The 26680-nt window shown below is 43.6% G+C and carries 23 protein-coding genes and 1 pseudogene; 5 read left to right on the top strand and 19 right to left on the bottom strand.

All coding sequences use genetic code 11. From position 1 onward, the window contains the following. Window position 1 precedes the first annotated feature (1 nt). From lepB to rpoE, 6 genes are all read right to left on the bottom strand, one after another. Window positions 2–919, bottom strand: coding sequence for a signal peptidase I (gene lepB / locus ACVBIL_RS00120; protein WP_447164974.1), 918 nt, complete (start codon window positions 917–919; stop codon window positions 2–4). A gap of 138 nt (window positions 920–1057) precedes the next feature. Continuing rightward, on the bottom strand, window positions 1058–2848 hold the full coding sequence (gene lepA / locus ACVBIL_RS00115; protein WP_447164973.1) for a translation elongation factor 4: 1791 nt from the start codon (window positions 2846–2848) through the stop codon (window positions 1058–1060). A gap of 133 nt (window positions 2849–2981) precedes the next feature. Then, window positions 2982–3443, bottom strand: coding sequence for a SoxR reducing system RseC family protein (locus tag ACVBIL_RS00110; RefSeq protein ID WP_447164972.1), 462 nt, complete (start codon window positions 3441–3443; stop codon window positions 2982–2984). A 13-nt stretch (window positions 3444–3456) separates the two neighbouring features. Next, window positions 3457–4389 carry a MucB/RseB C-terminal domain-containing protein gene (locus ACVBIL_RS00105; RefSeq protein ID WP_447164971.1) on the bottom strand — a complete coding sequence of 311 codons (933 nt, stop codon included), beginning with the start codon at window positions 4387–4389 and terminating at the stop codon, window positions 3457–3459. A 12-nt stretch (window positions 4390–4401) separates the two neighbouring features. Beyond that, window positions 4402–5007 carry a sigma-E factor negative regulatory protein gene (locus ACVBIL_RS00100; protein ID WP_447164970.1) on the bottom strand — a complete coding sequence of 202 codons (606 nt, stop codon included), beginning with the start codon at window positions 5005–5007 and terminating at the stop codon, window positions 4402–4404. A 25-nt stretch (window positions 5008–5032) separates the two neighbouring features. Beyond that, complete coding sequence (gene rpoE / locus ACVBIL_RS00095; RefSeq protein WP_447164969.1) at window positions 5033–5611, bottom strand: RNA polymerase sigma factor RpoE; 579 nt, start codon at window positions 5609–5611, stop codon at window positions 5033–5035. Between the two features lie 220 nt (window positions 5612–5831). On the opposite strand from rpoE, the gene nadB reads away from it, so the two are divergent. Next, window positions 5832–7442 (top strand): L-aspartate oxidase, encoded by a 1611-nt coding sequence (nadB, locus tag ACVBIL_RS00090; RefSeq protein WP_447164968.1) that lies wholly within the window; start codon window positions 5832–5834, stop codon window positions 7440–7442. A 1-nt stretch (window position 7443) separates the two neighbouring features. On the opposite strand, the gene ACVBIL_RS00085 is transcribed toward nadB, so the two are convergent. The 10 genes from ACVBIL_RS00085 to ACVBIL_RS00040 form a co-directional block, all read right to left on the bottom strand. After that, the gene (locus ACVBIL_RS00085) at window positions 7444–7881 is read right to left on the bottom strand and encodes a protein YgfX (RefSeq protein ID WP_447164967.1); all 438 of its coding nucleotides are present in this window, start codon (window positions 7879–7881) and stop codon (window positions 7444–7446) included. Further along, window positions 7862–8101 carry an FAD assembly factor SdhE gene (locus tag ACVBIL_RS00080; protein ID WP_447165117.1) on the bottom strand — a complete coding sequence of 80 codons (240 nt, stop codon included), beginning with the start codon at window positions 8099–8101 and terminating at the stop codon, window positions 7862–7864. Before ACVBIL_RS00080 ends, ACVBIL_RS00085 begins: the two co-directional genes overlap by 20 nt. Window positions 8102–8292: 191 nt before the next feature. Next, window positions 8293–9201, bottom strand: coding sequence for a transcriptional activator NhaR (gene nhaR / locus ACVBIL_RS00075; protein WP_447164966.1), 909 nt, complete (start codon window positions 9199–9201; stop codon window positions 8293–8295). 236 nt (window positions 9202–9437) lie between these two features. Next, complete coding sequence (locus ACVBIL_RS00070; RefSeq protein ID WP_447164965.1) at window positions 9438–9821, bottom strand: hypothetical protein; 384 nt, start codon at window positions 9819–9821, stop codon at window positions 9438–9440. Continuing rightward, window positions 9818–10993 carry a Na+/H+ antiporter NhaA gene (gene nhaA / locus ACVBIL_RS00065; RefSeq protein WP_447164964.1) on the bottom strand — a complete coding sequence of 392 codons (1176 nt, stop codon included), beginning with the start codon at window positions 10991–10993 and terminating at the stop codon, window positions 9818–9820. Before nhaA ends, ACVBIL_RS00070 begins: the two co-directional genes overlap by 4 nt. Before the next feature lie 495 nt (window positions 10994–11488). Then, complete coding sequence (locus tag ACVBIL_RS00060) at window positions 11489–12340, bottom strand: thymidylate synthase (protein WP_447164963.1); 852 nt, start codon at window positions 12338–12340, stop codon at window positions 11489–11491. Window positions 12341–12423: 83 nt separating this feature from the next. Then, entirely contained in the window at window positions 12424–13224 is an 801-nt protein-coding gene (locus ACVBIL_RS00055) for a sulfite exporter TauE/SafE family protein (protein WP_447164962.1), read from the bottom strand. A 149-nt stretch (window positions 13225–13373) separates the two neighbouring features. Next, entirely contained in the window at window positions 13374–15608 is a 2235-nt protein-coding gene (ptsP, locus tag ACVBIL_RS00050; protein ID WP_447164961.1) for a phosphoenolpyruvate--protein phosphotransferase, read from the bottom strand. A gap of 18 nt (window positions 15609–15626) precedes the next feature. Further along, a complete protein-coding gene (rppH, locus tag ACVBIL_RS00045; RefSeq protein WP_220768106.1) occupies window positions 15627–16148 on the bottom strand; it encodes an RNA pyrophosphohydrolase in 522 nt (173 codons plus the stop codon). Window positions 16149–16648: 500 nt separating this feature from the next. Next, entirely contained in the window at window positions 16649–16804 is a 156-nt protein-coding gene (locus ACVBIL_RS00040; protein WP_447164960.1) for a hypothetical protein, read from the bottom strand. Window positions 16805–16839: 35 nt separating this feature from the next. Here ACVBIL_RS00040 and mutH point away from each other — a divergent pair, with 35 nt between their 5' ends. Both mutH and ACVBIL_RS00030 read left to right on the top strand, forming a co-directional pair. Further along, a complete protein-coding gene (mutH, locus tag ACVBIL_RS00035; RefSeq protein ID WP_447164959.1) occupies window positions 16840–17511 on the top strand; it encodes a DNA mismatch repair endonuclease MutH in 672 nt (223 codons plus the stop codon). Between the two features lie 125 nt (window positions 17512–17636). Next, window positions 17637–18710 carry an adenylate/guanylate cyclase domain-containing protein gene (locus ACVBIL_RS00030; RefSeq protein WP_447164958.1) on the top strand — a complete coding sequence of 358 codons (1074 nt, stop codon included), beginning with the start codon at window positions 17637–17639 and terminating at the stop codon, window positions 18708–18710. A gap of 79 nt (window positions 18711–18789) precedes the next feature. Here the strand turns inward: ACVBIL_RS00030 and oxyR are convergent, their stop codons facing one another. From oxyR to ACVBIL_RS00015, 3 genes are all read right to left on the bottom strand, one after another. Beyond that, window positions 18790–19701, bottom strand: a complete 912-nt coding sequence (gene oxyR / locus ACVBIL_RS00025) for a hydrogen peroxide-inducible genes transcriptional activator OxyR (RefSeq protein ID WP_447164957.1) — start codon at window positions 19699–19701, stop codon at window positions 18790–18792. A 212-nt stretch (window positions 19702–19913) separates the two neighbouring features. Continuing rightward, entirely contained in the window at window positions 19914–20279 is a 366-nt protein-coding gene (locus tag ACVBIL_RS00020; RefSeq protein ID WP_447164956.1) for an Hpt domain-containing protein, read from the bottom strand. A gap of 208 nt (window positions 20280–20487) precedes the next feature. After that, window positions 20488–21405 (bottom strand): TIGR01212 family radical SAM protein, encoded by a 918-nt coding sequence (locus tag ACVBIL_RS00015; RefSeq protein ID WP_447164955.1) that lies wholly within the window; start codon window positions 21403–21405, stop codon window positions 20488–20490. Window positions 21406–21913: 508 nt separating this feature from the next. Between ACVBIL_RS00015 and gltB the strand changes: the two genes are divergently transcribed. Further along, window positions 21914–26362, top strand: coding sequence for a glutamate synthase large subunit (gene gltB / locus ACVBIL_RS00010; RefSeq protein WP_447164954.1), 4449 nt, complete (start codon window positions 21914–21916; stop codon window positions 26360–26362). Window positions 26363–26368: 6 nt separating this feature from the next. Beyond that, window positions 26369–26560 (top strand): annotated as a pseudogene (locus tag ACVBIL_RS00005) (glutamate synthase small subunit); the annotation flags it as partial. Window positions 26561–26680: the final 120 nt, after the last annotated feature.

Raw genomic sequence — 26680 nt, 5'->3', positions numbered from 1 at the left:
ATTACTCAATTCCGCCTACACGGTTAAAGCGAACCCCTGTTGGGATCCAAGTCGGCAAAAAGTCCGCTGGCATTCTGTCAAATTCAAAGCTGATCCAGATAGCCACCGCCTTACCGACTAAGTTCTGTTCAGGAACAAAGCCCCAAAAACGGCTGTCGGTACTGTTATCACGGTTATCACCCATGGCAAAATATTGCCCTTCAGGCACAATAAATTCGGTTAACGGTACATCTTGCTGACGGAAATAATGGTTAATTCGGTCAGGAATCGACGGATTAACTAAAATGTCATGACTAATATCGCCTAACTGCTCTTTATAGCGAATTAACGGTGTACCATTTTCAGAAAACTCACCACGATTAACCAAGGCTCTATCAACCATTTTAAGCTCAGGACAAGGACTTTGTCCCTCTGCACAAGCAGGTTGGATATAAAGCTCTTTATTTCGATAAATGATACGGTCGCCCGGCAAGCCAATAATTCGCTTAATGTAGTCAACCTGTGGGTTGAGTGGGTATTTAAATACCGCGACATCGCCGCGCTCAGGCTTACCTGTTTCTTTTAATGTTGAGCGCCAAACGGGATCTTTAATCCCGTAACTAAACTTCTCCACCAAAATGAAGTCTCCAACCAGTAACGTTGGCTTCATAGAGCCCGATGGAATTTGAAATGGCTCGTAAATAAAAGAACGTAAAATCAATACAAACGCGATAACAGGGAAAATAGACTTCGATGTTTCAACTAACATCGACTCACGCATAATCTTTTCAACGCTTTCTTCACTCAAATCTGCCTGTGCAGCTTGAGCCATTGCCAACTTCTCACGGCGCTTAGGCGCAAAAAACAGAGCATCAGCCATCCACACTAAGCCACTGCTTAATGTAACCAACACCAAAATAAGAGAAAAATAGGCTGCCATTATTAATTAACTCCTGCCAAACATAGTCAGTTTTATGGCGAAAGTGCCATTGTCATTAAGGTTATACGCCAGTAATGAAAGCGCCGCAAATTGCGGCGCTCAGTCTAGCGATATATAAACAATTTTTAACGAATTTGTTTAATCGTTAAGCTTCAGTACCGCTAAGAATGCCTCTTGTGGCACTTCAACGTTACCAACCTGCTTCATACGCTTTTTACCTTCTTTCTGCTTATTCAGTAGCTTTTTCTTACGAGATACGTCACCACCGTAACATTTAGCCGTTACGTCTTTACGCATCGCTTTAATCGACGAGCGAGCAATAACCTGACTACCAACCGCCGCTTGCACCGCAATATCAAACATCTGACGTGGAATAAGTTCTTTCATCTTATTCACTAGTGCTAGACCTTTAGAGCGGATCAATCCTTTATGGATAATCATCGCTAAGGCATCAACTCTGTCGCCGTTAATCAAGATATCTAAGCGCACCATGTCGGCAGGCTCAAAGCGGATAAAGTTGTACTCAAGAGAAGCATAACCGCGACTGGTTGATTTTAAACGGTCGAAGAAGTCCATCACCACTTCTGCCATCGGCAATTCGTAAGTCAACGCCACTTGGTTACCATGGTAAACAAGATTAGTTTGTACGCCACGCTTTTCAATACATAAGGTAATCACGTTACCTAAGTATTCTTTTGGTACCAAAATATTGGTCTCAACAATTGGCTCACGCATTTCAGCGATATTGTTAATCGCTGGCAGATCCGATGGGTTGTCTACATAAATGGTATCGCCACTGGTAGTGACAATTTCATACACTACTGTTGGCGCAGTCGTAATCAGCTCAAGGTTGTACTCACGCTCCAAACGTTCTTGAATAATCTCCATATGGAGCAGACCCAAGAAACCAATACGGAAACCAAAACCAAGCGCTGAGGAGGTTTCAGGCTCAAAAAACAATGAAGCATCGTTCAAGCTTAGCTTGTTTAGTGCGTCACGGAAGTTTTCGTAATCGTCGGTAGAGATTGGAAATAAACCCGCATAAACTTGCGGTTTAACCTTTTTAAAACCTGCAAGAGGTTTATCTGCACCGTGCTTAGCGTGAGTCAAGGTATCACCTACTGGTGCACCGTGGATCTCTTTAATACCTGCAATAACAAAACCAACTTCACCCGTTTTTAGCTCGGTAGTATCGGTTTGCTTAGGCGTAAAAATACCAACACGATCAGCATTATAGTTTTGTCCTGTAGACATCACTTTAAACTTGTCGCCTTTTTTTAGCACGCCGTTTTTGACACGTACTAGCGACACGACGCCTAAGTAGCTATCAAACCAAGAATCGATAATCAAAGCCTGTAGCGGCCCTTCTTTATCACCTTCTGGTGGTGGAATTTGCGCCACAATGACTTCAAGTACATCTTTAATGCCAATACCGGTTTTAGCAGAACAACGCACGGCGTCTGTCGCTTCGATACCCACGATGTCTTCAATTTCTTCTGCTACACGATCTGGATCAGCCTGCGGCAGATCGATCTTGTTCAGAACAGGCACTACGTCCATGTCCATTTCAAGAGCGGTATAACAGTTTGCTAGGGTTTGTGCTTCAACACCTTGACCCGCGTCAACCACCAACAATGCCCCTTCACATGCAGCAAGTGAGCGCGATACTTCATAAGAGAAGTCAACGTGACCAGGAGTATCAATGAAGTTTAACTGGTAAGTTTCACCATCATTGGCCACATAATCCAAGGTAACGCTTTGCGCTTTAATCGTAATACCGCGCTCACGCTCAATATCCATTGAGTCAAGAACTTGCGCAGCCATTTCACGATCGGTTAAGCCACCGCATTCTTGAATAAGGCGATCTGAGAGTGTTGATTTGCCGTGGTCAATATGGGCAATAATTGAAAAGTTTCTAATATGCTTCATTATGCTGGGATGACTTAACTCGAAGTTGATAAAAATTTTAAAGTGCAGAATTGTACCCGATCGCAGCTTTAATACCAATTTATATAGTGTGATTGCTGTGGAAAAGATAACGGCGACACCAATACGACCGTTTTTAACCTATTTCAATTGGCTTCCCCAGAGACTTAATTATCACAGGTTGTGCTTGTGCTTCTAACTTCTTAGCCGCCTTTTTGCCGATAGCCCAAAAAGTGATTCCACCAAGTAATGCAGCTAAAATCGAGAGTAAATCAGGGTGGGTATCGGTTAACACGGCTAATTGACTACCAGCCAATGCGCCTATGAAAAAACCTATTAATGGCAGCATATAGACTAAGGCTGCCGCCTTTAAGATCACGCTTTCCGGTAAGCCTAGCTTTAAGCGCTCACCTTTAACAAATGACAGTTCGCTTTGGATTGAAAAACGCTGCACCTTAGGGGAAAAGGCTTTAGATACAGCCGAAGTACCGCAGGAATCACTACTGTCACAGTGATTACAGGCACTTTTCATTTCGACTTCGACAACCACCCAACCAGAGTTGCCATTGGCGACAACTCTAGCGACTTCTTCCATCATGATAGAACCTTCATTACTGCAACATGATGCTTTTGGCAATGCGACTTAGCGTTTCAGCTGGCACTTTACCAACAGCAACCACTTCGGCATTACCCACTCGTTCTGTAGCGAGAGATAGGCCATTACGAGTAACCAGCTCTTCGGGTAATGGTGCCTCACCCGCTTTAGCCACATAAACAGAGATACTGGCTAAACCATCACTAATCGCGATATATTCAACCGCTTCTTTGCTACCTATCAGTCTATGCTGATCTTTTATTAACACTTTAAAACCAGCGGGAAGCCAGCTAAATTGCCAATCTTCACCACCTTCTCTGTCTGATTGAGACATCACAGCAGGCCATTCTTGTTTGTAGGCTTCTTTTAAAATTGCAGGAACTTCATCCAGCACAAGTAACTCAACCACAAGTAATTGTTCGAGCAACTGCTTATCACCACTTATCATGTCAAAACGTAGTGGCAAGTAGGTATCCATGTCTAACCAAATCTGGTAACCATAGCGATTATTATCGATAGGAATAATACGTACCAGCTGCCCAGGACGGCCAGCGATACGGCTACGACCGCCTAATACAAACTGATAGCCTTGTTCCAGTTTAGAAACATCATCGGCAAATGCGCTAGGGATAACCCCTTGAATTCGATTGGAATGCACGCTGTAAGCAGGTTGATCATGCTCAATAAAAGTCACAGTATTACCGACACGCACAGCGTTTTTAGGTGGTCCATTTAGATGCTCTAAAAAGGCCACTTCTTCATCATTAACTTTACCGTGAATATAAACTAAAGGGCGAATATGATCTGCCTGAAGTTGGATAAGGGAAATTTTAAACTCTTGTTCTCGCAGGGCTTGGCTCATATTTTCTAGCCAAGCTTTGGCGGGCATATCTTCCCGCGCCATCGCGGGAAAACTCATGGCTATAATAGCCAATAGGATTAGACGCAAGCTAACTCCTCATTATTGAGCAACAGGTGTAGTATCGACCTCACTATTGTCGTCGATATTCACTCCATTATTCAATCTTTGTTGCAACATATGATCTTGGATATAGGCATTAATACGACGACGCTGGTCTACGACCTGATCATTCGTATAACTTTGGTTCTGCTGTACAGCACCTGTTTGTAAGCTAACGGGTGATGCACTACCAATTAAAGGTCGCGTATTTAGCACTGGTAATGGAGAGTTATCCATCAAGGTATCTTGGTTGTAGTTTTGCACACCGACAACAGCAACCAAAGCAACCGATGCAGCAATGGCGTATTGGCCAAATTGCTTAAATAGTGGAATAATTTTACCACTTGATACGCTAGTCGATTCCTTAGCTACCGTTGTTGGCTGAGGCGCAACAATCGCAGGCTCGTCATCAATAGCCGCCATAATGCTTGCACTGAGATCAAAAGACATTGTCTTTGGGAGCTCACCACGCATGGCATCGCCAATCATATGATAATCACGCCACTGCTCATGTGAATCTGTGTCAGCCGCTAATTCAGCTAACGTGTGCTCGTCAATTTCACCATCGACTGCAGCAGATACCCATTCCTGACCTAACTTATCCATTATTCACCTATCTTTATTTAAGATGCTAACGTTCTAGCAACGGCTTAAGCTTTTTATCGATTGCTTCTCGCGCTCTGAAGATCCGAGATCTTACAGTGCCTACAGGGCAATCCATGACATTAGCAATCTCTTCATAACTCATACCATCAAGTTCTCTAAATGAGATTGCCATCTTCAATTCTTCTGGCAATGTGTCTAAGGTGTCGAAAATCACCTTTTGAATTTCTTCTGACAAAACGAGACGCTCTGGGGAGGCAAACTCCTTTAGTGCATCACTGCCATCATAATATTCAGCTTCTTCAGCATCGACATCATTGGCTGGGGCTCTACGCCCTTGAGCGACCAGATGATTCTTAGCAGTATTTACTGCTATGCGGTACAACCAAGTATAAAACGCACTTTCACCACGAAAATTGGGTAATGCACGGTAAGCTTTAATAAAAGCTTCCTGCGAAACATCGGCAACATCGGCCTGATTTCGTACGTAACGAGATATCAGGTTCGCGACCTTGTTTTGATATTTCAGCACCAAAAGGTTAAAAGCGTTTTTGTCTCCACGCTGCACGCGCTCAACTAATTGTTGATCACTTATTTGTCCACTCATCCGAGCCGACTACTCCTAAATCTAATACTGATTTCTCAGCCGCTCGAATCATATTCACTTATGTAGACTAGCGCGTTTCAAAAAAGTTCTAAAAAATTTTGCAAAGATGTGATTTTCTTTTATGGAAGCTTTGATTTCTTTATATGCGAACTATGAAAGTATCCATATACAGCATCATGGTTTACCATAGTCAGACTCCCTAATAACTCTATGATACCTGATGAAACAAGTAGTTGAACACCAATCTGACGTTTTGGTTATCGGCAGTGGAGCTGCCGGTCTCACTTTAGCTTTGCATCTTGCTGAAAAATCAAAAGTTATTTTACTTTCCAAAGGGCCGCTAAGTGAAGGCTCAACCTATTATGCCCAAGGCGGTATCGCCTCAGTCTTTGACGAAGGGGACACTATTGAGTCTCATGTTGCCGACACATTAGTTGCAGGAGCTGGGCTTTGTGACGAGCCGGTGGTTAAATTTACCGCCGAAAATGCCAAAGCCGCCTTGCAATGGCTAATTGACTGCGGAGTGGCTTTCGATAAAGAGGAGCTACCTGCTGGTAGTAAAGAAGAAGCACCTTACCACTTGACTCGTGAAGGCGGCCATAGCCACCGACGCATTTTACATGCCGCCGATGCCACGGGCAAAGAAGTCCAAGTGACACTGCAAGATCAAGCGCGTAACCATCCGAACATTCAAGTTCTCGAGCGCTATAACGCCATCGATTTAATTACCACACGTAAACTAAATCGACCAGGGAATCGCGTACAGGGTGCTTATATATGGAACCGAGATGAAGAACATGTTGAAACGGTTAAAGCCCGCTTTGTCGCACTAGCCACGGGTGGCAGCTCTAAAGTTTACCAATATACCTCTAATCCTGATATTGCTTCAGGTGATGGTATCGCCATGGCATGGCGCTCGGGTTGTCGAGTGGCCAATATGGAGTTCAACCAATTCCATCCAACCTGCCTATACCATGCCGATGCGCGCAACTTTTTACTGACTGAAGCGCTTCGTGGTGAAGGCGCGTTTTTACGTCGCCCAGACGGCACTCGCTTTATGCCCGAATTTGACGAGCGCGCGGAACTTGCTCCACGAGATATCGTGGCACGAGCCATTGACTTTGAGATGAAACGCTTAGGTTCAGACTGCGTATATTTAGATATCACTCATAAGCCTACAGACTTTATTATTAAGCATTTCCCGACTATCTATAAGCGTTGCTTAGAGTTTGGAATTGATATCACCAAAGATCCTATTCCGGTCGTTCCAGCAGCCCACTACACTTGCGGCGGCGTGATGACAGATCTACACGGACAAACTGACCTTAATGGCTTGTATGCCATTGGCGAGGTGGCTTATACCGGTCTTCATGGCGCGAATCGTTTGGCCAGTAACTCTCTGCTTGAGTGTTTAGTTTTTGCGAGAGCTGCAGCTGAAGACATTGAAAGTCAGCTAGGTAAAATCCCAATGCCTGGCACTTTGCCTGCTTGGGATGAAAGCCAAGTATCTAATTCAGATGAGGAAGTGGTTATTGCCCATAACTGGCATGAATTGCGCCTTTTCATGTGGGATTACGTCGGCATTGTGCGCTCAGATAAACGTCTTGAGCGGGCGCTACGCCGCTGCATAATGCTACAACAGGAAATCCAAGAGTATTACAGTAACTTTAGAGTCAGTAATAACTTGCTAGAACTGCGTAACTTAGTTCAAGTGGCTGAGTTGATCATTCGTTGTGCAATGGAGCGCAAAGAAAGTCGCGGCTTGCATTACAACATAGATCATCCCAACAAGGACCCGTCGCCTAAGCCAACGATCCTGCAACCAAATTAAATCAATTATGTATGTTAGTCGCTCTGCTTTGAGTGGCTAATTGAAGTAGACGACACAAATGACGAAAGTTTGTGTCGTCAAGCATATCAGCCCACACCACGACCCTTTTTTGCCGATGTCCCGAGCTGACATCAAACATGACGGCAAAAGGCGTAATGACGGGTTTTCCTATCAAGACAAAATCCATATCACCCACGAGTTTACCCGTACTGTCGGCGCGTATAACAAAGCTGCAACGCCATTTTCTTAGGCGCCAAAACTGCCACATAAAAAAAATACTGCAAGCAATAAACAACAGGGATTTGGACAGAGAGTAGAGGGTGTTTTCAGCGTAAGGCCAAATAAGAAAAGAGCTTAAACAGACAAGAGCGATAACGGCCAACGAGAGACATTGGCCGAAAGAGCTACGAACATCAACGCTATGCTGCTGGACGTCCACGAACTCTAATAATCATTTCAGCAAATTCTGGGTTGTTACACACTTCATGCCCCATGAACCATGCGAACAGCTCCGGATCTTCGCACTCCAGAAGCCTGACAAAAATGTTTTTATCGTTAACTGACATAGCTTCATATTGCTGTTCAACAAAAGGTTGAAACAATACATCTAGCTCAAGCATACCTCTGCGGCACGCCCACTTAACTCTAGGTAACTTCATTGGTTCTTGGCTTGTATCAGACAAAGTGAAACTCCAATTTTTATATCTTATTGATAGTGGCGCTAGTGTAACAGTAGCCAAGTAATGGTGTCGATTTATAGATAGCGTCAAATTAATAGTTACTTACGCAAGTCGAAGTCTTAGCCATTCGAACTTATATGTGGGACTAACACTTTATTCAAGCAAGAATATCAAAGCTGCTGAACAGTCAAATCATTACCGGCAAATAACTCAGTAAAATCGGTTTCTAACAAACGTTTTACAGCTGGATGCTGAATCATTCGCTCAGCAAACATCACATGGTAGACTTCTTTAATTTCAGAAGTTTCGCCAAGAAGCATCATGCCATGGGCCAAAATATCTTGCTTATAAATCGACGGCGCAACAAAAATACCTTGCTTGAAAAAACCAAACGATTTCATCATAGCAGCATCATCAAACTCACCAAGAATACTCACGTTAAGTGCTTTTTCATCAAACCAACGCACTAGCTGTTGGCCAAGCGAGCTACGTCTTCCTGGGATCAATAACTTGCCTTGCTCTAAACACTGTGGAAAAGGCTTGGAGTAGGTTTCTGCTGAGAAAAATGCGACACCAGACTCACCTAACTGCTTAGATAAAATCTCTGGGTACTTAAGGCTTTCGCCTGCACAATCAGACAAGATCATATCCAGCTTATGTTCACGTAGGCGTGTCATTAAATCTTCATGAGTCGACTCATAACAGGCTAAATGCATAGAACCATCACTTGGTACTACAGACAATAATACTCGGCTCGTCAGTGCTTTTGACAGCGCCGCAGCAATACCGACCTCAAACAAGATGTTCTCATCTTTTTGGTAATTCAGCAGATCGAGCATCTCATAGCTTAAGCTAAACATCTTATCTGCGTAACGAAATACCAACTCCCCTAACTCTGTCGGCTCTAATGAACGCCCCACTCGCTTGAATAAACTACCATTTAGGCTTGCTTCTAATACACGAATTTGTCCGGTAACCGTCTGTGGAGTTAGACATAATGCCTCAGCCGCCTTCGCAACCGTCCCTTTTTTATGGATCATCCAGAAATAGTAAAGGTGATTATAGTTTAGATTTACCATGGTAGCGCCACCGTATTGTGCGGATCAGAATAAGTCGTCGTTCGGAAATTTGAGCGGAAAAATTTGTTATAACACTAAATTATTTGCAGCTATCGAACTGTTGTCATCACAACTATCATTTAAGTTAATCGACATTGCGCCGAAATTAACAATGTTAACCTGTAGGAATACGTCAGTTCAGTATTTTATATAAAAATGAGGCAACTTATTCAGTTGCCTCATTCATTGACCTTGATTTACTTAAGTCGCTGACAGTTCAACAATCCTGACATTACCGTTGTTAAATCATCAGTTTTCTTTATTTCACCGGCTGAAAAAGCTTCTGCTAATCCTGCAACAAGCGCATCTCTGTCTGGAAGATTATCTTCACAAAAAGTCCGGTTAGCTTCTTGAAAACGTTTACCGCCTCGGTATTTAAGTGCACGAGACTCATAGCCGTCACTTTCTAATCGTTTACCGACCGCAGCGCCTTTATACATCAAAGCACCATCAACCACACCTTCAAGATAATTTTGGCATACGACACTATCGATATCTTGATTACAAATATCAATCTGCTTGGCCGATGCAGCGGAGCTAAAGCCCAGTCCTACAACTATTGCTAATAATGTCATTCTCATGCTTTTGCTCCTTTTTCTGGTAGCACCTTAGACAGCCAGAAATAACCTATGGTTGCCGATGCTAATGATCCCAATAAAATCCCTAATCTTGCGTAGTCTCCGTATATTTGCCCCTCGCCAGTAAATGCAAGTGACGAGATAAACATCGACATAGTGAAACCAATACCACACATCACAGCGACAGGTGTGATGTGTCTCCAGCCCATACCGTCAGGTAATACCGCTAGCTTAAGTTTCACCGCGATAAAGCTAAACAACATAATGCCTAATGGCTTACCGACAAGCAGACCCAGTGCAATACCTAATGGTACTGGGGACAATATTGAGCTCAGACTCATGCCACCTAAATCTACACCCGCATTTGCAAAGGCAAATATGGGTAAAATAATGAAGGTGCTCCATGGGTGTAAACTGTGCTCTAAACTCTCAGAAGGCGACGAGCCATCTTTTGCACGAAGCGGAATACAAAATGCGATAATAACGCCAGCTAATGTGGCATGTACGCCTGACTTTAACACCGCTATCCACAAAATCAGTCCCAATACGCCATATGGCCCGAGTGAGGTAACCCCTTTTCGGTTGAGGCCTATCAAGCCTAAAATCGCCGCAGCAGCGACCACCAAACTGATTGTCGATAAGTCTGTGCTGTAGAAAAGCGCAATAATCACCACGACACCCAGATCGTCGATAATCGCAAGTGCTAACAAGAACACTTTTAACGCTACTGGTACACGGCTTCCTAGTAACGCCATAATACCTAATGCAAACGCGATATCTGTTGCTGCAGGAATTGCCCATCCAACCTGAGTGATAGGGTCTGAATAGTTGAATATAAGATAAACGGCAGCGGGAAAAACCATCCCTCCAATCGCCGCAAACGTAGGCAAAGATGCCTGCGCACGACTAGACAACGCCCCTTCGAGCAGCTCTCTTTTCACTTCCAAACCAATAAGCATGAAGAAGATAGCCATCAAGCCATCGTTAATCCAATGAATAAGTGTCTTATCGATATCTAGGCTACCAAGCCTAACTTGCATTTCTGTTTCAAGAAATCCTTGATACATACCCGATAACGGTGAGTTTGCAAAAATCATTGCTATCACGACAGAAAACATCAATAAGATGCCACCTGCTGATTCCTGGCTTAGAAAATTCCTAATTGCCCGTTCCATTTATACGCTCCATAAAATCTCAATACTTCCGAGTGTAGCCGAATACGATTAACCTGAATAATCGTTTGCGCCAACTACAAACATCGGAATATCCGAAGTATTGATCCACACACTAGTATGCATAAGTACCAAACATTAATAGAATAATCACGCTTTAAAAAGCCACAATAACAATAAAGTGCTGAAGATCACACTTTTTTATGAAGTAAAATGGTGGTCTATATTATGAGCTTAATTTTCACACAAAATAACAATTTAAAAAACAAATCATTGACGACTCGAAAATAACGAGCATTTACTCAATTTTTAAGCATACAACCGCTGAAAGCAAGCTGAATACAAGCTTAAGCCACTAAGATGTCAGTGATTTTTTAGCATAGAATTTCAAATGTAAAATAAGAAGCAGATCAAGAATTGACTTTAAGAGGTTTAATAAAATGTTAAAGCAAAAACTCGCCGTTAAGCGAGTTTTAGATGGTAAGCTATAGCACAATACTACACTGAAAATGGATAACTAATCGGTTCATGGTGTTCATAACCCGTCACTTCAAAATCATCCATTGTTACCCAGGTTTCTAAATCTTCAAGTGACTTAATGTCTGGGTTGATCACCAACTTCGGCGACGCAAAAGGCTCACGTGTTAATTGCACATTCTGCATCAGTTCTAACTGATCTTCGTAAATATGTGCGTTCACAATCTTATGGAATGCCTTACCCGCTTTGTACCCTGTAATTTGTGACATTAACGCAAGCAAGGTAAACACCTGAACTTGGTTAAAGTTAAGACCAAGTGGAACATCGCATGAACGTTGAAAGCTAGTCAGATGTAAAGTATCACCCACCAATGAGAAGTTATGGGTATGCATACAAGGTCTTAGGCAACCCATATGAAACTCACCAGGGTTATAGAAGCTTAAAATTTCGCCTCTATCATCAACTCCCATAGATAAATCATCTACGATTTTACGTAACTGGTCGACCGTACCACCATCAGGTTTGCTCCAAGCGCGCCCCTGAACGCCATAAACGCGCCCCATATCATCGGTGCCTTTACGGTGTGAGTTATTCAACCAAGCTTCATTATCGTTCGCATTGGCATTCCAGGTATTGCAGCCTATGCTTCTAAAATCAGCAGCGTTATCGTAACCTCGGATATACCCTAGAAGCTCAGCGATCGCCGCTTTATAGAAACTCTTGCGCGTAGTGATAAGCGGAAATTCATTTTTATCGACATGATAAACCAGATCAGCATTAATAACGGTAAGACAACGTTTACCCGTACGGCTATTTTCAACCCAAGTCCCTTCATCAATAATACGCTGACAAAGATCTAAATACTGTTTCATTATTATCTACCTATAAAAAAAGAAGCTAAGTTTATCCTCAGCGCTAAACGAATAAATACTACCGAAATTTACCCAGTAGAACATTATGCTAAAACAAGTTTAAGCCCAACAAGGGCAAGCAATATAGCGAAAATCTTCTTTAATTTTGCCGTGGGTAAGTTACTCGCAGCTCTTGCGCCCACTGGTGCCATCAACATCGATGTCGATACAATACCAATCAACGCCGGCAAATAGATATAACCTAAGGTCCATGCAGGTAAACCAACCGCACCCCAACCAGCCAGCGTATAACCAATACTGCCGAACAAGGCGATTAATAACCCAGTAGCTGCTGAGAAGCCCACAGCAAAACGCATCTGCAGCCCGCACCACGTTAAAAATGGGACCAAAAGCACCCCACCACCAATGCCCATCAGCGCCGCGATAATAGCTATTGCTGTCGCAGCAAAGAACAAGTTCATAGGGGCTGGCATAGTTCGGTTTGATTCTGCCTTAAATGGAAAAGCCATCTGCGCCGCCATCAGGATGACAAATACCGCAAAGATTTGTTGTAAATATTTGGCGGCAATCATTTCAGAAATAAAGCCAGAACATAGCGCGCCCAATACAAACCCTGGCAGCATGGACCTAAATAGTGACCAAGGAATATTGCCCCGCTTATGATGCGCACGTGCAGATGAAAGCGAAGTGAGAATGATGGCAGCTAAAGAGGTTGCAATTGCAACATGGGGCAGTTTTTCGGATGTAATGCCGACTTGTGGCAAGATATGCAATAACGCTGGCACGGCAATCAATCCGCCACCGATCCCTAAAAGCCCAGCCATAAAGCCAATCACAGCGCCTAGAACAAGGCAAATGGATAATATATATAGCCAGCTTTCCACGAGCGCTACCTTAGGTTGTTATTATCTCTTTAGCTTAAAGGAATCAAGAGTAAGTTCATAGGCCAAGCATACTTATACTCAGGCTTCTTTTACTAAGCATACTTTTAATAAGTGTACTTTTAATGAGCATACTTTTAAAAAATACTGTTTTAACTGAGTATGGCTAAAAGTCCTTTTTGATCACAATACTGACTCACCAAGGATCTTACCTCTTCACCACTATTAAGTTTCAACACCTTAACTAACAACTCGCTAAGTTCAAGCTGTGAAACACGTCTAAGCAGATAGTTTATACGGGCCAAGCTCGCTTGGTTCATACTTAGTTGCTCATACCCCATAGCGACAAGCAGTACTGCACCAATGGGCTCTCCGGCCAGCTCCCCACAAACACTAATTGGCAGTTGGTAATCATTGCAACGCTCGACAGCAAATTTAAGCGCTCTGAGCACTCCTGGATGATAACTATCAAATAGCGGACTAACACTAGGGTTATTACGATCGACGGCTAATAAATACTGAGTTAAGTCGTTGGAGCCCACAGAGACAAAGTCCACTCGTTTTGCCACTTCATCGAGCTGATAAAGCAGAACTGGTACTTCAAGCATAATGCCTATTTTTGGCTTAGTAATTAGCTTACCAAGCTCAGCCGTTAGCTCTTGGCACGCCTGCTCTAAATAGATAATGGCTAAATCTATCTCTTCAAGATTACTGACCATTGGCAGCAAAATATGTAGCTGCTCAGTATCAATTGCCGCCTGTAACATCGCCCTTAATTGGACAAGAAATAGCTCAGGATGATCCAGTGACAAACGAATGCCACGCCAGCCCAAAAACGGGTTATCTTCAATAATGGGGAAGTAATCCAGCGGTTTATCTCCGCCGACGTCGAGAGTTCGCATCACCACTGGCTTATTACCCGCAGCCTTTAGTACCTTGCGATAAATTTCTAACTGCTCTATTTCACCAGGAAAGCATTGCTTGATCATAAACAGGATTTCGGTGCGATACAGTCCAATACCATCTGAGTCGACACCGGTTTCCGAATCGACGCTACTTAATAGCCCACTATTGATATAGAGATAAATACGCTTACCATCAATTGTCACGGCTTTAAGGGAGAGTTCTTGCGCGTACTGTCTTTGCTGCTCTTTTTGCGCCGCGATTAAGCTTCGATATTCAGACAGTACAATCCCAGAGGGCTCAATAATCACCTGACCGCGACTGGCGTTAATAATAACTTGAGACTTTTCAATATTGGCGCTTAATATGCCTTTCACACCAACAATCGCAGGCACTCCCATCGCCCGAGCTAAAATAGCCGCATGAGAGTTGGCACCGCCCAGCTCAGTAACTATTCCCGCGAGTTTTTGTCTGGGGAATTCCGCTAATAAGCTTGTAGTGGCTTCGCGAGTAATTAAGATCACCGGCGTTTCCGGTTCTAAAAAGATCTTATTCGGTTCAATTAACTGCCTAAGAACACGTTGGCCAATATCTCGTATATCACTTGCTCGTTCTTTTAAGTACAGATCACTCATCGAACCAAAGTGTTCAATATAACGCTTAGACACCTGACATACAGCGGTTTCAGCAGTCCATCCAGCTCTAACTTCTTTAATGTATTCACCGGCTAAACTGGCTTTATCAAGTAACAGTAGCAGCGCTTTAAAAATCGAAGCCGCCTCTTCATCTTGCTCTCTATTGAAACGTTGAGATAAGCCAACGAGCAAATCTTTACAGCGACTCATTGCATCTTGAAGACGATCTTCTTCATCAACAATTGATTTACAACGCCGCTCAACAAGTTCAAATGAAATCTGCCCACCAAGCATCAAGGCTTGTGCAATCGCGATACCTTTGGAGGCTTGCTTGCCTGTGTAGTAACGCTGCTGAAGGCTACTGCTAGACTGAACTCTATGCGTGAGCCCCTTAATCGCCACGGCTAACTGGGCAGCTAACGTCATCAAGAAGGCTTCTTCTCCTTCACTAAATTGTCGAGCTTGTACTTGTTGAACCACGATAACGCCAATAACCGATTTTTGATTAATGATGGGAACAGCAAGAAAAGCGCTATAGGCTTCTTCAGCAACTTCAGGAAGTAATTTAAATCTCGGGTGGGATGGTGCATCGGCTAAGTTTATAGCCTCTTCTCGTTGAGCGACTAAACCTACGAGGCCTTGTGTAACGGGAAGTTTAACGCGATTAACCGCTGCGGGGTCTAAGCCGTCGGTTGCAGAAAGAACCAGTTGTTGCTCTTCTAATATGTAGATAGAGCAACACTCTGTAGCCATAGCGTGTTTGGTTTGCGTAACAAGTAGCTCTAACGCGTATTGAAGATCGCGTGCGGATGCAACTGCTTGTGTAATATCTCTCAGTGTTTTTAGCACTAGCGCAAACCTCCCAATTTAGCCTCTACGCATACCTCGTCTTCTATTATTCGACTCTTTAACCTGTAGAGGTAAAGTGGTCGATGCAAACTCTTTCATGACTTTTCGGTAAACATCTCTCTTAAAAGAAACAACTTGTCTAACTGGATACCAATAACTCACCCAACGCCAATCATCAAATTCTGGATGACCGCTGGCGTTAAGATCGATGGCGTTCTCAGCACTTTTTAATTGCAGCAAAAACCATTTCTGTTTCTGCCCTATACACACAGGTTTACTATCTTGTCTGATTAACCGCTTAGGTAATCGGTAGCGTAACCATGATCGCGTCGATGTTAGAATTTGCACATGTTCTGGCTTTAATCCTACTTCTTCGTATAACTCTCGATACATGGCTTCTTCTGCTGACTCTCCATCGTCAACGCCACCCTGAGGAAATTGCCAGGAATGTTGGCCAAACCGTCTTGCCCACATAACCTGCCCAAAGCGATTACAGATAATGATGCCCACATTTGCGCGAAAGCCGTCACTATCAATCACATGGACTCCGAACTATTAACTATTAATCTTTTGATTGTTTCACAAAGCGTGTCCGGCGGCAAATATCAGTTACCCACAAACCTCTGGATAAAATGTCTGATACGCCAACCTTATCAACAGAGGGTCAGAAGAAGAACTCATGATATCCACAAAAACTGTGGATATCTCTGTTGGAAACTCAATTAAAGTCTAATAAGTCATGCTTTTTACATTGGTTTATTAATTTTACCTTAGCAATAAAAATAGTTTTATACACATAAAAAACAACCACTTAAATAACAACGCAAAAACCAAACTGGCAAAAAACTTACGAACTGCTCACTTTTTAACCGGTAAAATTAAATGCAATAACAAAGCTGTAAGCACAAGGAGGTTATTCACAAGTTCAACCGTTTTCTGCTTAAAAAAAGCAAAAAAGCCCCATTCAATTAGATTGACAGAACAGATTTATTACAGTAGCTCATTAATAAACTCAAGTTATCCAATAAATCTGTGGATAACTATGTTGGAAAAGAGGGACAGCTGTGGTGTAACTTACCTGAAACTGAACCGCTGATAAAAATAGCGAATGAGATCCCCATTAAATTCACCAACTTAGATGCCAGCATTGGCGTTATCATCACGCAACCAAGCCGCTGCTCATTTTTCATACTCATTTGATAAACGCCATTATTTAGGTAGAATTATGCATATGAAAAAATCACTGAACTCACCTGAAAGCATCGAAGAGCTGATGCAACGCGCTGAATCAATGGCAGGTTTAACACTAGGCCAACTTGCAGATTATCACGATATTGAGATGCCAAATGATCTGAAACGCCATAAGGGCTGGGTTGGTCAGTTGATAGAGCTGGAGCTTGGTGCCTTAGCGGGATCAAAGCCTGAACAGGATTTCGTACACTTGGGTATAGAGCTGAAGACAATTCCAGTCAACAGACAAGGTAAAGTGTTAGAAACCACATACGTAACCGTCGCCCCACTGACCAATATTCAAGGGTTAACATGGGAAAACAGTGTGGTTTGCCACAAACTCCAACAGGTATTGTGGATCCCGGTGCAAGGCGACCGAGAAATCCCCCTAGTCGAGCGCCAGATTGGCTCCCCCATTTTATGGCAACCATCAATTGAGGAAAGTGAACTCCTAAGACAAGACTGGGAGGAGATCATGGAGATGATTAGCATGGGACAAGTCGATAAAGTCACCGCTCGCCATGGCGAAGTTCTGCAATTACGTCCAAAAGCAGCAAATAGTCATGTCGTCACCAATAGCATCGGCCGCGATGGACAAGTCACTCAAACTAATCCAAGAGGCTTTTATTTAAAGACTCAATTTACTCAAAAAATACTTTCGCAGCTCCTTTAAGTTGTTTTTTGGCCAAAACTCACACTCATTTGACTTAGATCACAAATACTACTAGTCAAAGTAGGGGAATATTCTATAAAATAGCGCCTCCTAAAATTATGTAGTATTTGGATACCCCCTTAATAGTGAAAGCACAAATACAAGCGAAAAAATTAGCCTTTGCTATATTCGCTTGGACTTCGGCCATGGCGGCTTTCGTATTTTTTAGATACGCACAAACTCCAGAACTCCCACAGTGGGCCATTGGCTCCGCTGATTTAGCCACGCTTTCTATTTATATGGGTCTTATTTTCGGCAGCCTTCACTGGATGTCGAACTTGATTGCAGATTTTAGTGCTATCAACCGCTTACCTTATGTGTTTTCAGTCGTATTTAAAGGCCTGTTTTTATTGCTCGGTGCAACAACCCTGGCCTATATCACCCAATACCTAAATATGTGGGCGATTGAAAACCACATGACCACTTTGCGGCAGATGTTAACTGCGCATATTCTTTATAGCCCTTCATTCCAAGCACTAATCGTCTATCTCGTTGTGGTTCGTGTTGGTCTTGCATTTATTGAGCAAATGGCATTATTGGTTGGACCTAGAGTGTTACTTAATATCGGTTTAGGTAAATATCATAAGCCTAGGTATGAACAACGTTTATTTCTGTATCTAGACATGGTGGCATCGACTACCCACGCAGAATCCTTAGGTGATTACCGTTTCAGTCGTTTAATTCAAGATAGTTTCAGCTTGCTAGCCGACACAGTTACCAATAATGAAGCCGAAATTTATCGTTATATGGGTGATGCAGTACTTATCCATTGGCCATTAAAAGACGGGATAAAAGAAGATCGCTGTTTTAATATTTATCATGAGTTTAGTCAGCAGCTGAGCTGGCAGAGACGTTACTTTGAAGAGCAGTATGGCTTTGTGCCAAAATTTAAGGCTGCTGCGCATTGTGGGCAAGTCGTCGCCGCTGTTGTTGGCGTACAGAAGCAAGAAATCAGTTTCTTTAGCGATGTGCTAAACACCTTAGCTCGATTACAAGATCAGTGTAACCCACTAGGTCAGCGCATGCTGATTTCTGGCTCACTGCAATCACGTCTTGAATATAGCGACTCTCAATATGACCTTAATAGCCTAGGCCCAATCAAGCTTAAAGGTAAGCAACACTCCATTGAAGTGTTTGGTGTAACGCCAAAGAATAGCTAGAAAGTCACTCTAGTAAAAAAATAGAAAACAAAAAAGCCGATAATATTATCGGCTTTTTTGTTTTAGTCATACCAACTATCTATTTTTCATCTTGTTCAAGCAACTTTTGGATTTCTAAGCCTAAGGTTCTAAAAGTTAAAATTCTGCTCGATGTCTGACGCCACACCAGACCAATATCTCTATAGGGTGTTTCGCCTGGCGGGGCCATCATAGTTAAATCGGTATTATTTAAAATCCCCGCATCTATGGCCATCTGCGGTAGGAATGTTGTGCCTAATTTGCAATTTACCATCTGTACTAAGGTGTGCAAACTCGTTGCCGCAAAAGGATTAATCTTAACGCTATCACCTAACTGACAAGCTGTGATGGCATGTCCGGTAATACAGTGTTCAGCTTGCAGTAAAAATATACTTTCATCAGGCAAGTCTTGATAATCAATCGGCTCATGAAACTCATCGGTTAATTCTTTATGCACCACCATTTTAAATGGATCGATCCCCACCTTCATACTGTGAAAGCCGCTGGTATCCACAGGCAGCGCCAGTAATAGCAAATCGAGTTCACCTTTACCTAATGCATCAATCAGGCGGTCGGTTGTATCCTCTTTCAAAAATAGGGTTAAATCAGGGTAAACCTGCTTACAACGTTGAACAACATTACTCAATAAAAATGGCGCGATGGTTGGAATACAGCCTAAGCGGATCTCACCGGTCATCGGCTCACCCTGATGCTTGACCAGCTCGACTAAATCATCAACATCAGTTAACAACTTGCGCGAGCGCATCACCACTTCCTCTCCAATGGCAGTGAAGATGAAGGACTTGTGATCACGCTCAATCAGCTGATGGCCTAATTGCTCTTCAAGGTTTTGAATGCCGCTAGACAAGGTAGACTGGCTAACGTGGCATATTTTTGCGGCTCGGTTGAAGTTCTGTTCTTGGTGCAGATTAACCAAATAAAACAGATTCTTTAAACTGGGGAGATGTTTCATAAAGTAGATTACCAATGTCATCATTTATCTAATCGTTCAATCTAACTCTATCATAAATCCCTAAGCTAACTCGGGATTAGAACTAGTAGACTGTGAACTGAATCAAAAATGTACAAGATAATCTGCTGTTACTGCTTAATAACAGATAAAAAAATAGCGCTGTGGATACCTCCTACGGCGCTATCAATTTAGAAGCTGACGTTAATTAAAAATTAAGCCTTAGACTCTAAATACTCTTTTAATTGCTGCAGATCTTTTGACGCGTATGCGACAATTTCACCTAGCCAAGCAGCATGTTCTTGTTCCCAACCAGCTTCTTCGCCGTGTTGTAAAAGCTGAGCATATTGCTGAATACGCTTAAGACCTACTGAACCCGCAGCGCCTTTGAACTTGTGTGCTTCGCTGCAAAGTGTATCTTTGTCATTTGCTTCTTGTGCACTAACTAAATTGCCGACATATTCAGGCATAAGTTGTTCAAATAAAACGACGCTTTTAAGTAGCGTACCTGCACCAATTGCACTGCAGTACTGCTCCAGTGTATTAAGATCCAAGATTGATTCTAATTCAGCTGTTGCCATTTAGGCACCTCTCAAAATATTGCCGTGTATACAAAAATACGATTTTACCACATAATACCCGCTAAAATCTTAGGTGCAACTACTAGTGTCACAGGCGGTTAAAATTCCCGCAAATTTAACCATTTAGCAACCTAACATTAAACAAAGTACCCCAAGAGTGACTTGTTTACCCATCAATTTGAATGTTTAACCCAAGCGACCTAACAGCTTAAGCTTCAATATTCAAATAGGTTCCCTGACCACCTTTGGCTTTAAGATCATCAACAATTGCCACCAGTCCATTCCAACGATAGGCACACCAGTCTGGTGCTAACAACATAGGTTTTTTGGCATATGCGGTAACTCGATGGAAAATCACCTCTTTAGGAGTCCATCGAATGAGCTCTCCAACACTATAGGCATACGTTTCGAGTTCAAGCAGCTCCATCTTGTTATTACGCCAAGCTTTAGCCATCGTACTTCCTTCTACTATATGCAGTGGATGCAGCTTTATGCCATCAACGCCAACTGCTAGTACCTTGTCCAAGGTTTCAAGGTAGTCTTCATGGCCTTCGCCAGGTAAACCCAAGATCAAGTGAGTGCACACCTTAATGCCTAGATGTCGAGCTCGCTTAACTGTATCTTCATAGGCAGCGAAGTCGTGGCCGCGGTTTATCTTCTTTAAAGTGCGATCATTCGCTGACTGTAGACCTAATTCAAGCCACACATCGACGCCATCATTTTGATAACCCACTAAGAGCTCTAATACATCATCTGGAACACAGTCGGGTCGAGTGCCAACACAAAGTCCTACGATATCGCTGTCTTGTATCGCTTCATCGTACTTTTGCTTTAATACGAGATACTCATCATAGGTACTGGTATAGGCTTGAAAATATGCAATATATTTCGATGACTTAGATGATAAGCGCTCACGCCCTTGCGCCAACTGCTCTTGAATAGAAAGCTCTGTCTTATGTTCATGACTAAAAGAAGCCACATTGCAATAAGTACAACCACCCTTGCCTAAAGTGCCATCACGATTTGGACATGTGAACTTAGCATCAATAGTCAGCTTGCGGATCCGCTCACCATATTTTTGCTTACACACACCACCGAAGGTATTTACGTAACTATCCAGTCCCAACTGCTCTATCACCTAGGTAAAAAATTTGCGCCATTTTAACCACTTCTGCAATACATTAATTAGCGCCAGCTCAAATAACCGTAAAGACCTCGATTCCTAAAAGTGACTTTTTTATGTCATCACTTCGTCATCCTTATTACATTAATATCGTCTCATGCATAAATAGTCATAAGTAAAAGTGATTATCATTTCACTGTATGTGCAAGAAAAATCACTTTACTGAAAGCAGATACAATCAACATTTCCGTTACAAACAAAAGGCGAAATGAAAGCAAGCATTTCAAAATCCTTTTTATTCATAACGTTATACGTGCCATTCAGCAGTTTACGTTAAGGTAAACCCGTTAATACAAGTGTATGAAATAGCCATTACTCGTTATTTTTTATGCAACAATTTGGTTTGACCTTTAAGCCGCTTGAGGTTAATTTGATTGATTCGGGTGCATATCTATAGAGATTTTTTGCTTTTTCTCCCGAGTTGTATCAGTAAAGGTTAGGGAGTGTAGTAATGAGCTTATATCATCCAAGTTTTGAGCGGGACAATTGTGGATTTGGGCTAATAGCTCAAATGGACGGTGAGGCAAGCCACCGTATTGTACGTACCGCGATTCACGGCCTAGACCGAATGAAGCATCGTGGCGGAATTGCAGCTGATGGTCGTACCGGTGACGGTTGCGGTCTATTAATGCAATTACCAATTAGCTTCTTTAAAGCAATAGCCGAAGAAAATGACTGGCATCTTAGCCGCCGTTTCGCTGTCGGTATGCTTTTCCTTAGCCAAGATACCATTCTAGCTTCTCAAACTAAGCAACTGCTTGAGACTGAGCTTCAAAAAGAAACCTTGAGTGTCGCAGGCTGGCGTAATGTTCCCGTTAATAGTGATGTACTCGGGCCTATCGGCAAAGCCAGCCAACCGAATATTGTACAAGTATTGATTAACGCCCCTATCGGCTGGCGTGAAAAAGATTTAGAGCGACGCCTTTATATGGCAAGGCGACGAGTAGAACAGCAGCTCAGCCACGATAAAGACTTTTATGTTGCCAGCCTATCCGGGCAAGTTATCGTTTATAAAGGCCTGATGATGCCCGCAGATCTGCCCGCTTTTTATAGCGACTTGGCAGATATACGCCTACAAAGTGCAATCTGCTTATTCCACCAGCGCTTTTCAACCAATACATCACCTAAGTGGCCGTTGGCTCAACCCTTTAGATACTTAGCTCATAATGGTGAAATCAATACCATTACAGGTAACCGCCAATGGGCAAGAGCCCGTGCTTATAAATTTCATGCGCCTTTACTGCCAGATCTCCAACAAGCGGCTCCTTTTGTAAACGAAACGGGTTCCGATTCATCGTCTCTTGATAATATGCTCGAAATGTTACTTGCTGGCGGCATGGATCTTTACCGCGCAATGCGTCTCCTCATTCCACCGGCGTGGCAGAGCAACCCAGAAATGGATGCTGAATTAAAAGCCTTCTATGACTTTAACTCAATGCACATGGAGCCATGGGATGGGCCCGCAGGGATTGTAATGACCAATGGTCGTCACGCCGCCTGCGCTGTAGACCGAAATGGTCTGCGTCCATCACGCTACGTGATTACTAAAGATCGTATTCTAACCCTTGCCTCAGAAGTCGGCATTTGGGATTACGCGCCTGATGAAGTCATCGAAAAAGGCCGCGTAGGCCCCGGTGAACTGTTAGTACTTGATACGCTTAACGGCCAGCTGTATTCGTCTTTTGAAATCGATAACGATCTAAAGCGTCGTCATCCATATAAGCAATGGATGGCTAAGAACAGTAAGGTATTAAAACCTGCTGAAGAGTTTGGAACAAACGATCAAGGTAAGCGTGAATTTAATGATACGCAATTACTGCAATACCAAAAGCAATTTGGCTATTCTCGTGAAGAGTTAGAGCAAGTTATTTGGGTATTAGCACAAAAAGGTGAAGAAGCCACAGGCTCAATGGGCGACGATACGCCTATGGCGGTGTTATCTAAAAAGTCACGCACCCTCTATGACTATTTTCGTCAAAAGTTTGCTCAGGTGACTAACCCGCCTATTGACCCATTACGTGAAAAGCACGTCATGTCGCTAACCACTTGTGCTGGCCGTGAGCAAAACCTGTTTAATGAAACGACAGGCCATGCTTATCGCGTGATGTTTAACTCCCCAGTACTCTTATTTAGCGATTTCAATCAGCTGTTAGCGTTAGATAGCACCTACTATCGAGCTAACACTGTCGACTTAAACTACGACCTGAATGAAGGCTTAGAAGCGGCAGTTAAACGTATCTGTGATGAAGCAGAGCGCCTAGCACGCTCAGGTACCACCTTACTTGTACTATCTGATCGCGCCACAGCTAAATCAAAGCAAGTGATCCCAGCAGCCATGGCGGTTGGTGCGGTGCAACATGTGCTGGTTAATAATCATCTGCGCTGCGATACCAACATCATCGTAGAAACAGCATCGGCTCGCGATCCACACCACTTTGCGGTATTACTCGGATTCGGCGCGACGGCTATCTACCCTTACTTAGTTTACGAGTGCATTTCAGATCTCGCTCAGCGCAATGGTGTCAGTCACACCCGCGACCTAATGCTTAATTTCCGTCAGGGGATCGATAAAGGTCTGCGTAAAATCATGTCTAAAATGGGGATAAGTACTGTCGCCTCTTATCGCTGTAGCCAGCAGTTTGAAGCCGTTGGCCTTGCCAATGAAGTGGTCGAACTTTGCTTTAATGGTGTTATTAGCCGTATTCAAGGTGCGACTTTTGATCTCATTGAACAAGATCAGCTGTTGCTCCATAAGCATGCATTTAGAGCGCATCAGCCATTATCTCAAGGTGGTTTACTTAAGTATGTTGAAGGTGGCGAGTATCATTGCTTTAACCCAGATGTGGTTAATACACTGCAAGCTAGCTTAAGGGATCAAGATTATCCGGCCTATAAACGCTTTACTGAGCTGGTCGATAACCGCCCTATTGCGACGCTGCGCGATTTAATTGAGGTCAAAGGTGAACTTGCAGCCGTTGCCGTCGATAAAGTGGAAACGGCCAAAAACCTCTATCCACGCTTTGATAGTGCAGCTATGAGTATTGGCGCCCTCAGCCCTGAAGCGCATGAGGCATTAGCGGTTGCTATGAACCGTTTAGGCGGACGCTCAAATTCAGGTGAAGGCGGAGAAGATCCACGCCGCTTTGGCACCGAAGGAAATTCTGCGATTAAACAGATAGCATCGGGCCGATTTGGCGTGACGGCTCACTATCTAGTTAACGCTGAAGTATTACAGATTAAAGTGGCTCAAGGGGCTAAGCCTGGCGAAGGCGGTCAACTTCCCGGAGACAAAGTCAGTGTCGAAATTGCCGCGCTACGTAATGCACGTCCAGGTGTGACGTTAATCTCACCACCGCCGCACCATGATATCTATTCGATTGAAGACTTAGCTCAGCTGATCTTCGATCTTAAACAAATTAATCCTAACGCCTTCGTCTCTGTCAAACTGGTATCAGAACCCGGCGTCGGCACCATTGCCACCGGCGTTGCTAAAGCCTACGCCGACATGATTACAGTCTCTGGTTACGACGGCGGTACAGGTGCGAGCCCAATTACTTCGGTTAAATACGCCGGGAGTCCATGGGAGCTTGGACTTGCAGAGGTGCATCAGTCACTGGTTACAAACGGTCTGCGCCATAAAATCCGCCTACAGGTGGATGGCGGCTTAAAAACCGGTAAAGATGTGATTAAGGCTGCACTACTTGGCGCCGAAAGCTTTGGTTTTGGCACCGTACCTATGATTGCACTAGGTTGTAAATATCTGCGTATTTGCCACCTAAACAACTGTGCTACAGGCGTCGCAACCCAAAACAAAAAGCTACGTAACGAGCACTATCATGGCTTACCTGAACGCGTGATGACCTATTTTGAATTCGTCGCCCAAGAGATCCGTGAATACATGGCAGCTTTAGGTGTCACCGAGTTTGAACAGCTAGTCGGTCGCAGCGATTGGTTGGCGGCAATTGAAGGTGAAACCGCCAACCAACAAGCACTCGACTTAGCACCGATATTGTATCGCCCTATCGTACCAGAGACCTCGGCAGTGACTTGGCGCGAGATAAACCGACCATCTGACCCCGGTACTCTTAATCAGCGCTTAGTTGAAGATTGTAAAGAAGCCGTTCTAGCCGGTGAATCAATATGTGAAATGTTCAGTATCAACAATACTGACCGCTCAGTAGGCGCGAGCTTATCTGGCTATATTGCGACTCATGTTGGCCGTGATGGCGCCAAAGCGCCAATCACCTTGAAATTTAACGGTAGTGCAGGTCAAAGTTTTGGTGTGTGGAATGCGCCGGGTCTCGAGCTCATGCTTTGCGGTGACGCCAACGATTACGTTGGTAAAGGCATGTCAGGCGGTAAAATTTGTGTGTATCCGCAGTTAGGTAGCCCGTTTAAAGCTGAGCGCTCTACCATCCTAGGTAACACCTGTTTGTATGGCGCGTCAGGCGGTAAGTTATTCGCATCAGGTCAAGCCGGTGAGCGCTTTGCGGTTAGAAACTCGGGGGCTATTGCCGTCGTTGAAGGACTTGGCGATAACGGCTGTGAATATATGACTGGCGGCATTGTAGTGGTACTGGGTAAAACCGGCGTTAACTTTGGCGCTGGCATGACAGGCGGCTTTGCTTACGTATTTGATCAATACGGCCACTTTACCCCACGGGTGAATACCGAAATGGTCGATACCCACAAGGTACAGTCGCCGATTCAGCAGCAACATCTGCGTGATTTGATTGAGCAACATGTAAAAGAAACCAACAGTGAACACGCCAAGATGATTCTAAGCGATTTCGACAACTGGATAGATTGCTTCATCTTAGTCAAACCTAAGAATGTAGAACTTAGCGATCTGTTGAAGTTAGAACCATCAGAACCAGCACTAGCAGTCAGAGCGGGGTAAGTAAAAATGAGCAACGATTTTCAGTTTATTGAAGTTGGGCGTAAAGACCCGACTAAACATGCAGCCAAACAACGTGCAACGCAGTTTATTGAGATTTATCAGCCTTTTGCCCAACCACAGGTAAAAGAGCAAGCCGACCGCTGCCTAGACTGTGGTAACCCTTATTGTGAATGGAAATGCCCACTGCATAACTACATTTCCCGATCTGAACCTGCAATACCTGTCATAGCGGGGTAATACGAAATGAGCAACGATTTTCAGTTTATTGAAGTTGGGCGTAAAGACCCGACTAAACATGCAGCCAAACAACGTGCAACG

The sequence above is a fragment of the Shewanella sp. 125m-7 genome (assembly GCF_052977045.1).
The sequence above is the reverse complement of the archived record's forward strand: the minus strand, read 5'-3'. Positions and strand labels throughout refer to the sequence as shown.

Bases quoted from the DNA above. Each gene is read 5' to 3' on its own strand.
- lepB (WP_447164974.1), bottom strand. From the start codon at position 919: ATGGCAGCCTATTTTTCTCTTATTTTGGTGTTGGTTACATTAAGCAGT.
- ACVBIL_RS00110 (WP_447164972.1), bottom strand. From the start codon at position 3,443: ATGATGGAAGAAGTCGCTAGAGTTGTCGCCAATGGCAACTCTGGTTGG.
- ACVBIL_RS00070 (WP_447164965.1), bottom strand. From the start codon at position 9,821: ATGAGAATGACATTATTAGCAATAGTTGTAGGACTGGGCTTTAGCTCC.
- ACVBIL_RS00060 (WP_447164963.1), bottom strand. From the start codon at position 12,340: ATGAAACAGTATTTAGATCTTTGTCAGCGTATTATTGATGAAGGGACT.
- ACVBIL_RS00080 (WP_447165117.1), bottom strand. From the start codon at position 8,101: ATGAAGTTACCTAGAGTTAAGTGGGCGTGCCGCAGAGGTATGCTTGAG.
- mutH (WP_447164959.1), top strand. From the start codon at position 16,840: ATGAAAAAATCACTGAACTCACCTGAAAGCATCGAAGAGCTGATGCAA.
- ACVBIL_RS00020 (WP_447164956.1), bottom strand. From the start codon at position 20,279: ATGGCAACAGCTGAATTAGAATCAATCTTGGATCTTAATACACTGGAG.
- nadB (WP_447164968.1), top strand. From the start codon at position 5,832: ATGAAACAAGTAGTTGAACACCAATCTGACGTTTTGGTTATCGGCAGT.
- nhaR (WP_447164966.1), bottom strand. From the start codon at position 9,201: ATGGTAAATCTAAACTATAATCACCTTTACTATTTCTGGATGATCCAT.
- gltB (WP_447164954.1), top strand. From the start codon at position 21,914: ATGAGCTTATATCATCCAAGTTTTGAGCGGGACAATTGTGGATTTGGG.
- ACVBIL_RS00040 (WP_447164960.1), bottom strand. From the start codon at position 16,804: ATGAGTATGAAAAATGAGCAGCGGCTTGGTTGCGTGATGATAACGCCA.
- ACVBIL_RS00100 (WP_447164970.1), bottom strand. From the start codon at position 5,007: ATGGATAAGTTAGGTCAGGAATGGGTATCTGCTGCAGTCGATGGTGAA.
- oxyR (WP_447164957.1), bottom strand. From the start codon at position 19,701: ATGAAACATCTCCCCAGTTTAAAGAATCTGTTTTATTTGGTTAATCTG.
- rpoE (WP_447164969.1), bottom strand. From the start codon at position 5,611: ATGAGTGGACAAATAAGTGATCAACAATTAGTTGAGCGCGTGCAGCGT.
- lepA (WP_447164973.1), bottom strand. From the start codon at position 2,848: ATGAAGCATATTAGAAACTTTTCAATTATTGCCCATATTGACCACGGC.
- nhaA (WP_447164964.1), bottom strand. From the start codon at position 10,993: ATGGAACGGGCAATTAGGAATTTTCTAAGCCAGGAATCAGCAGGTGGC.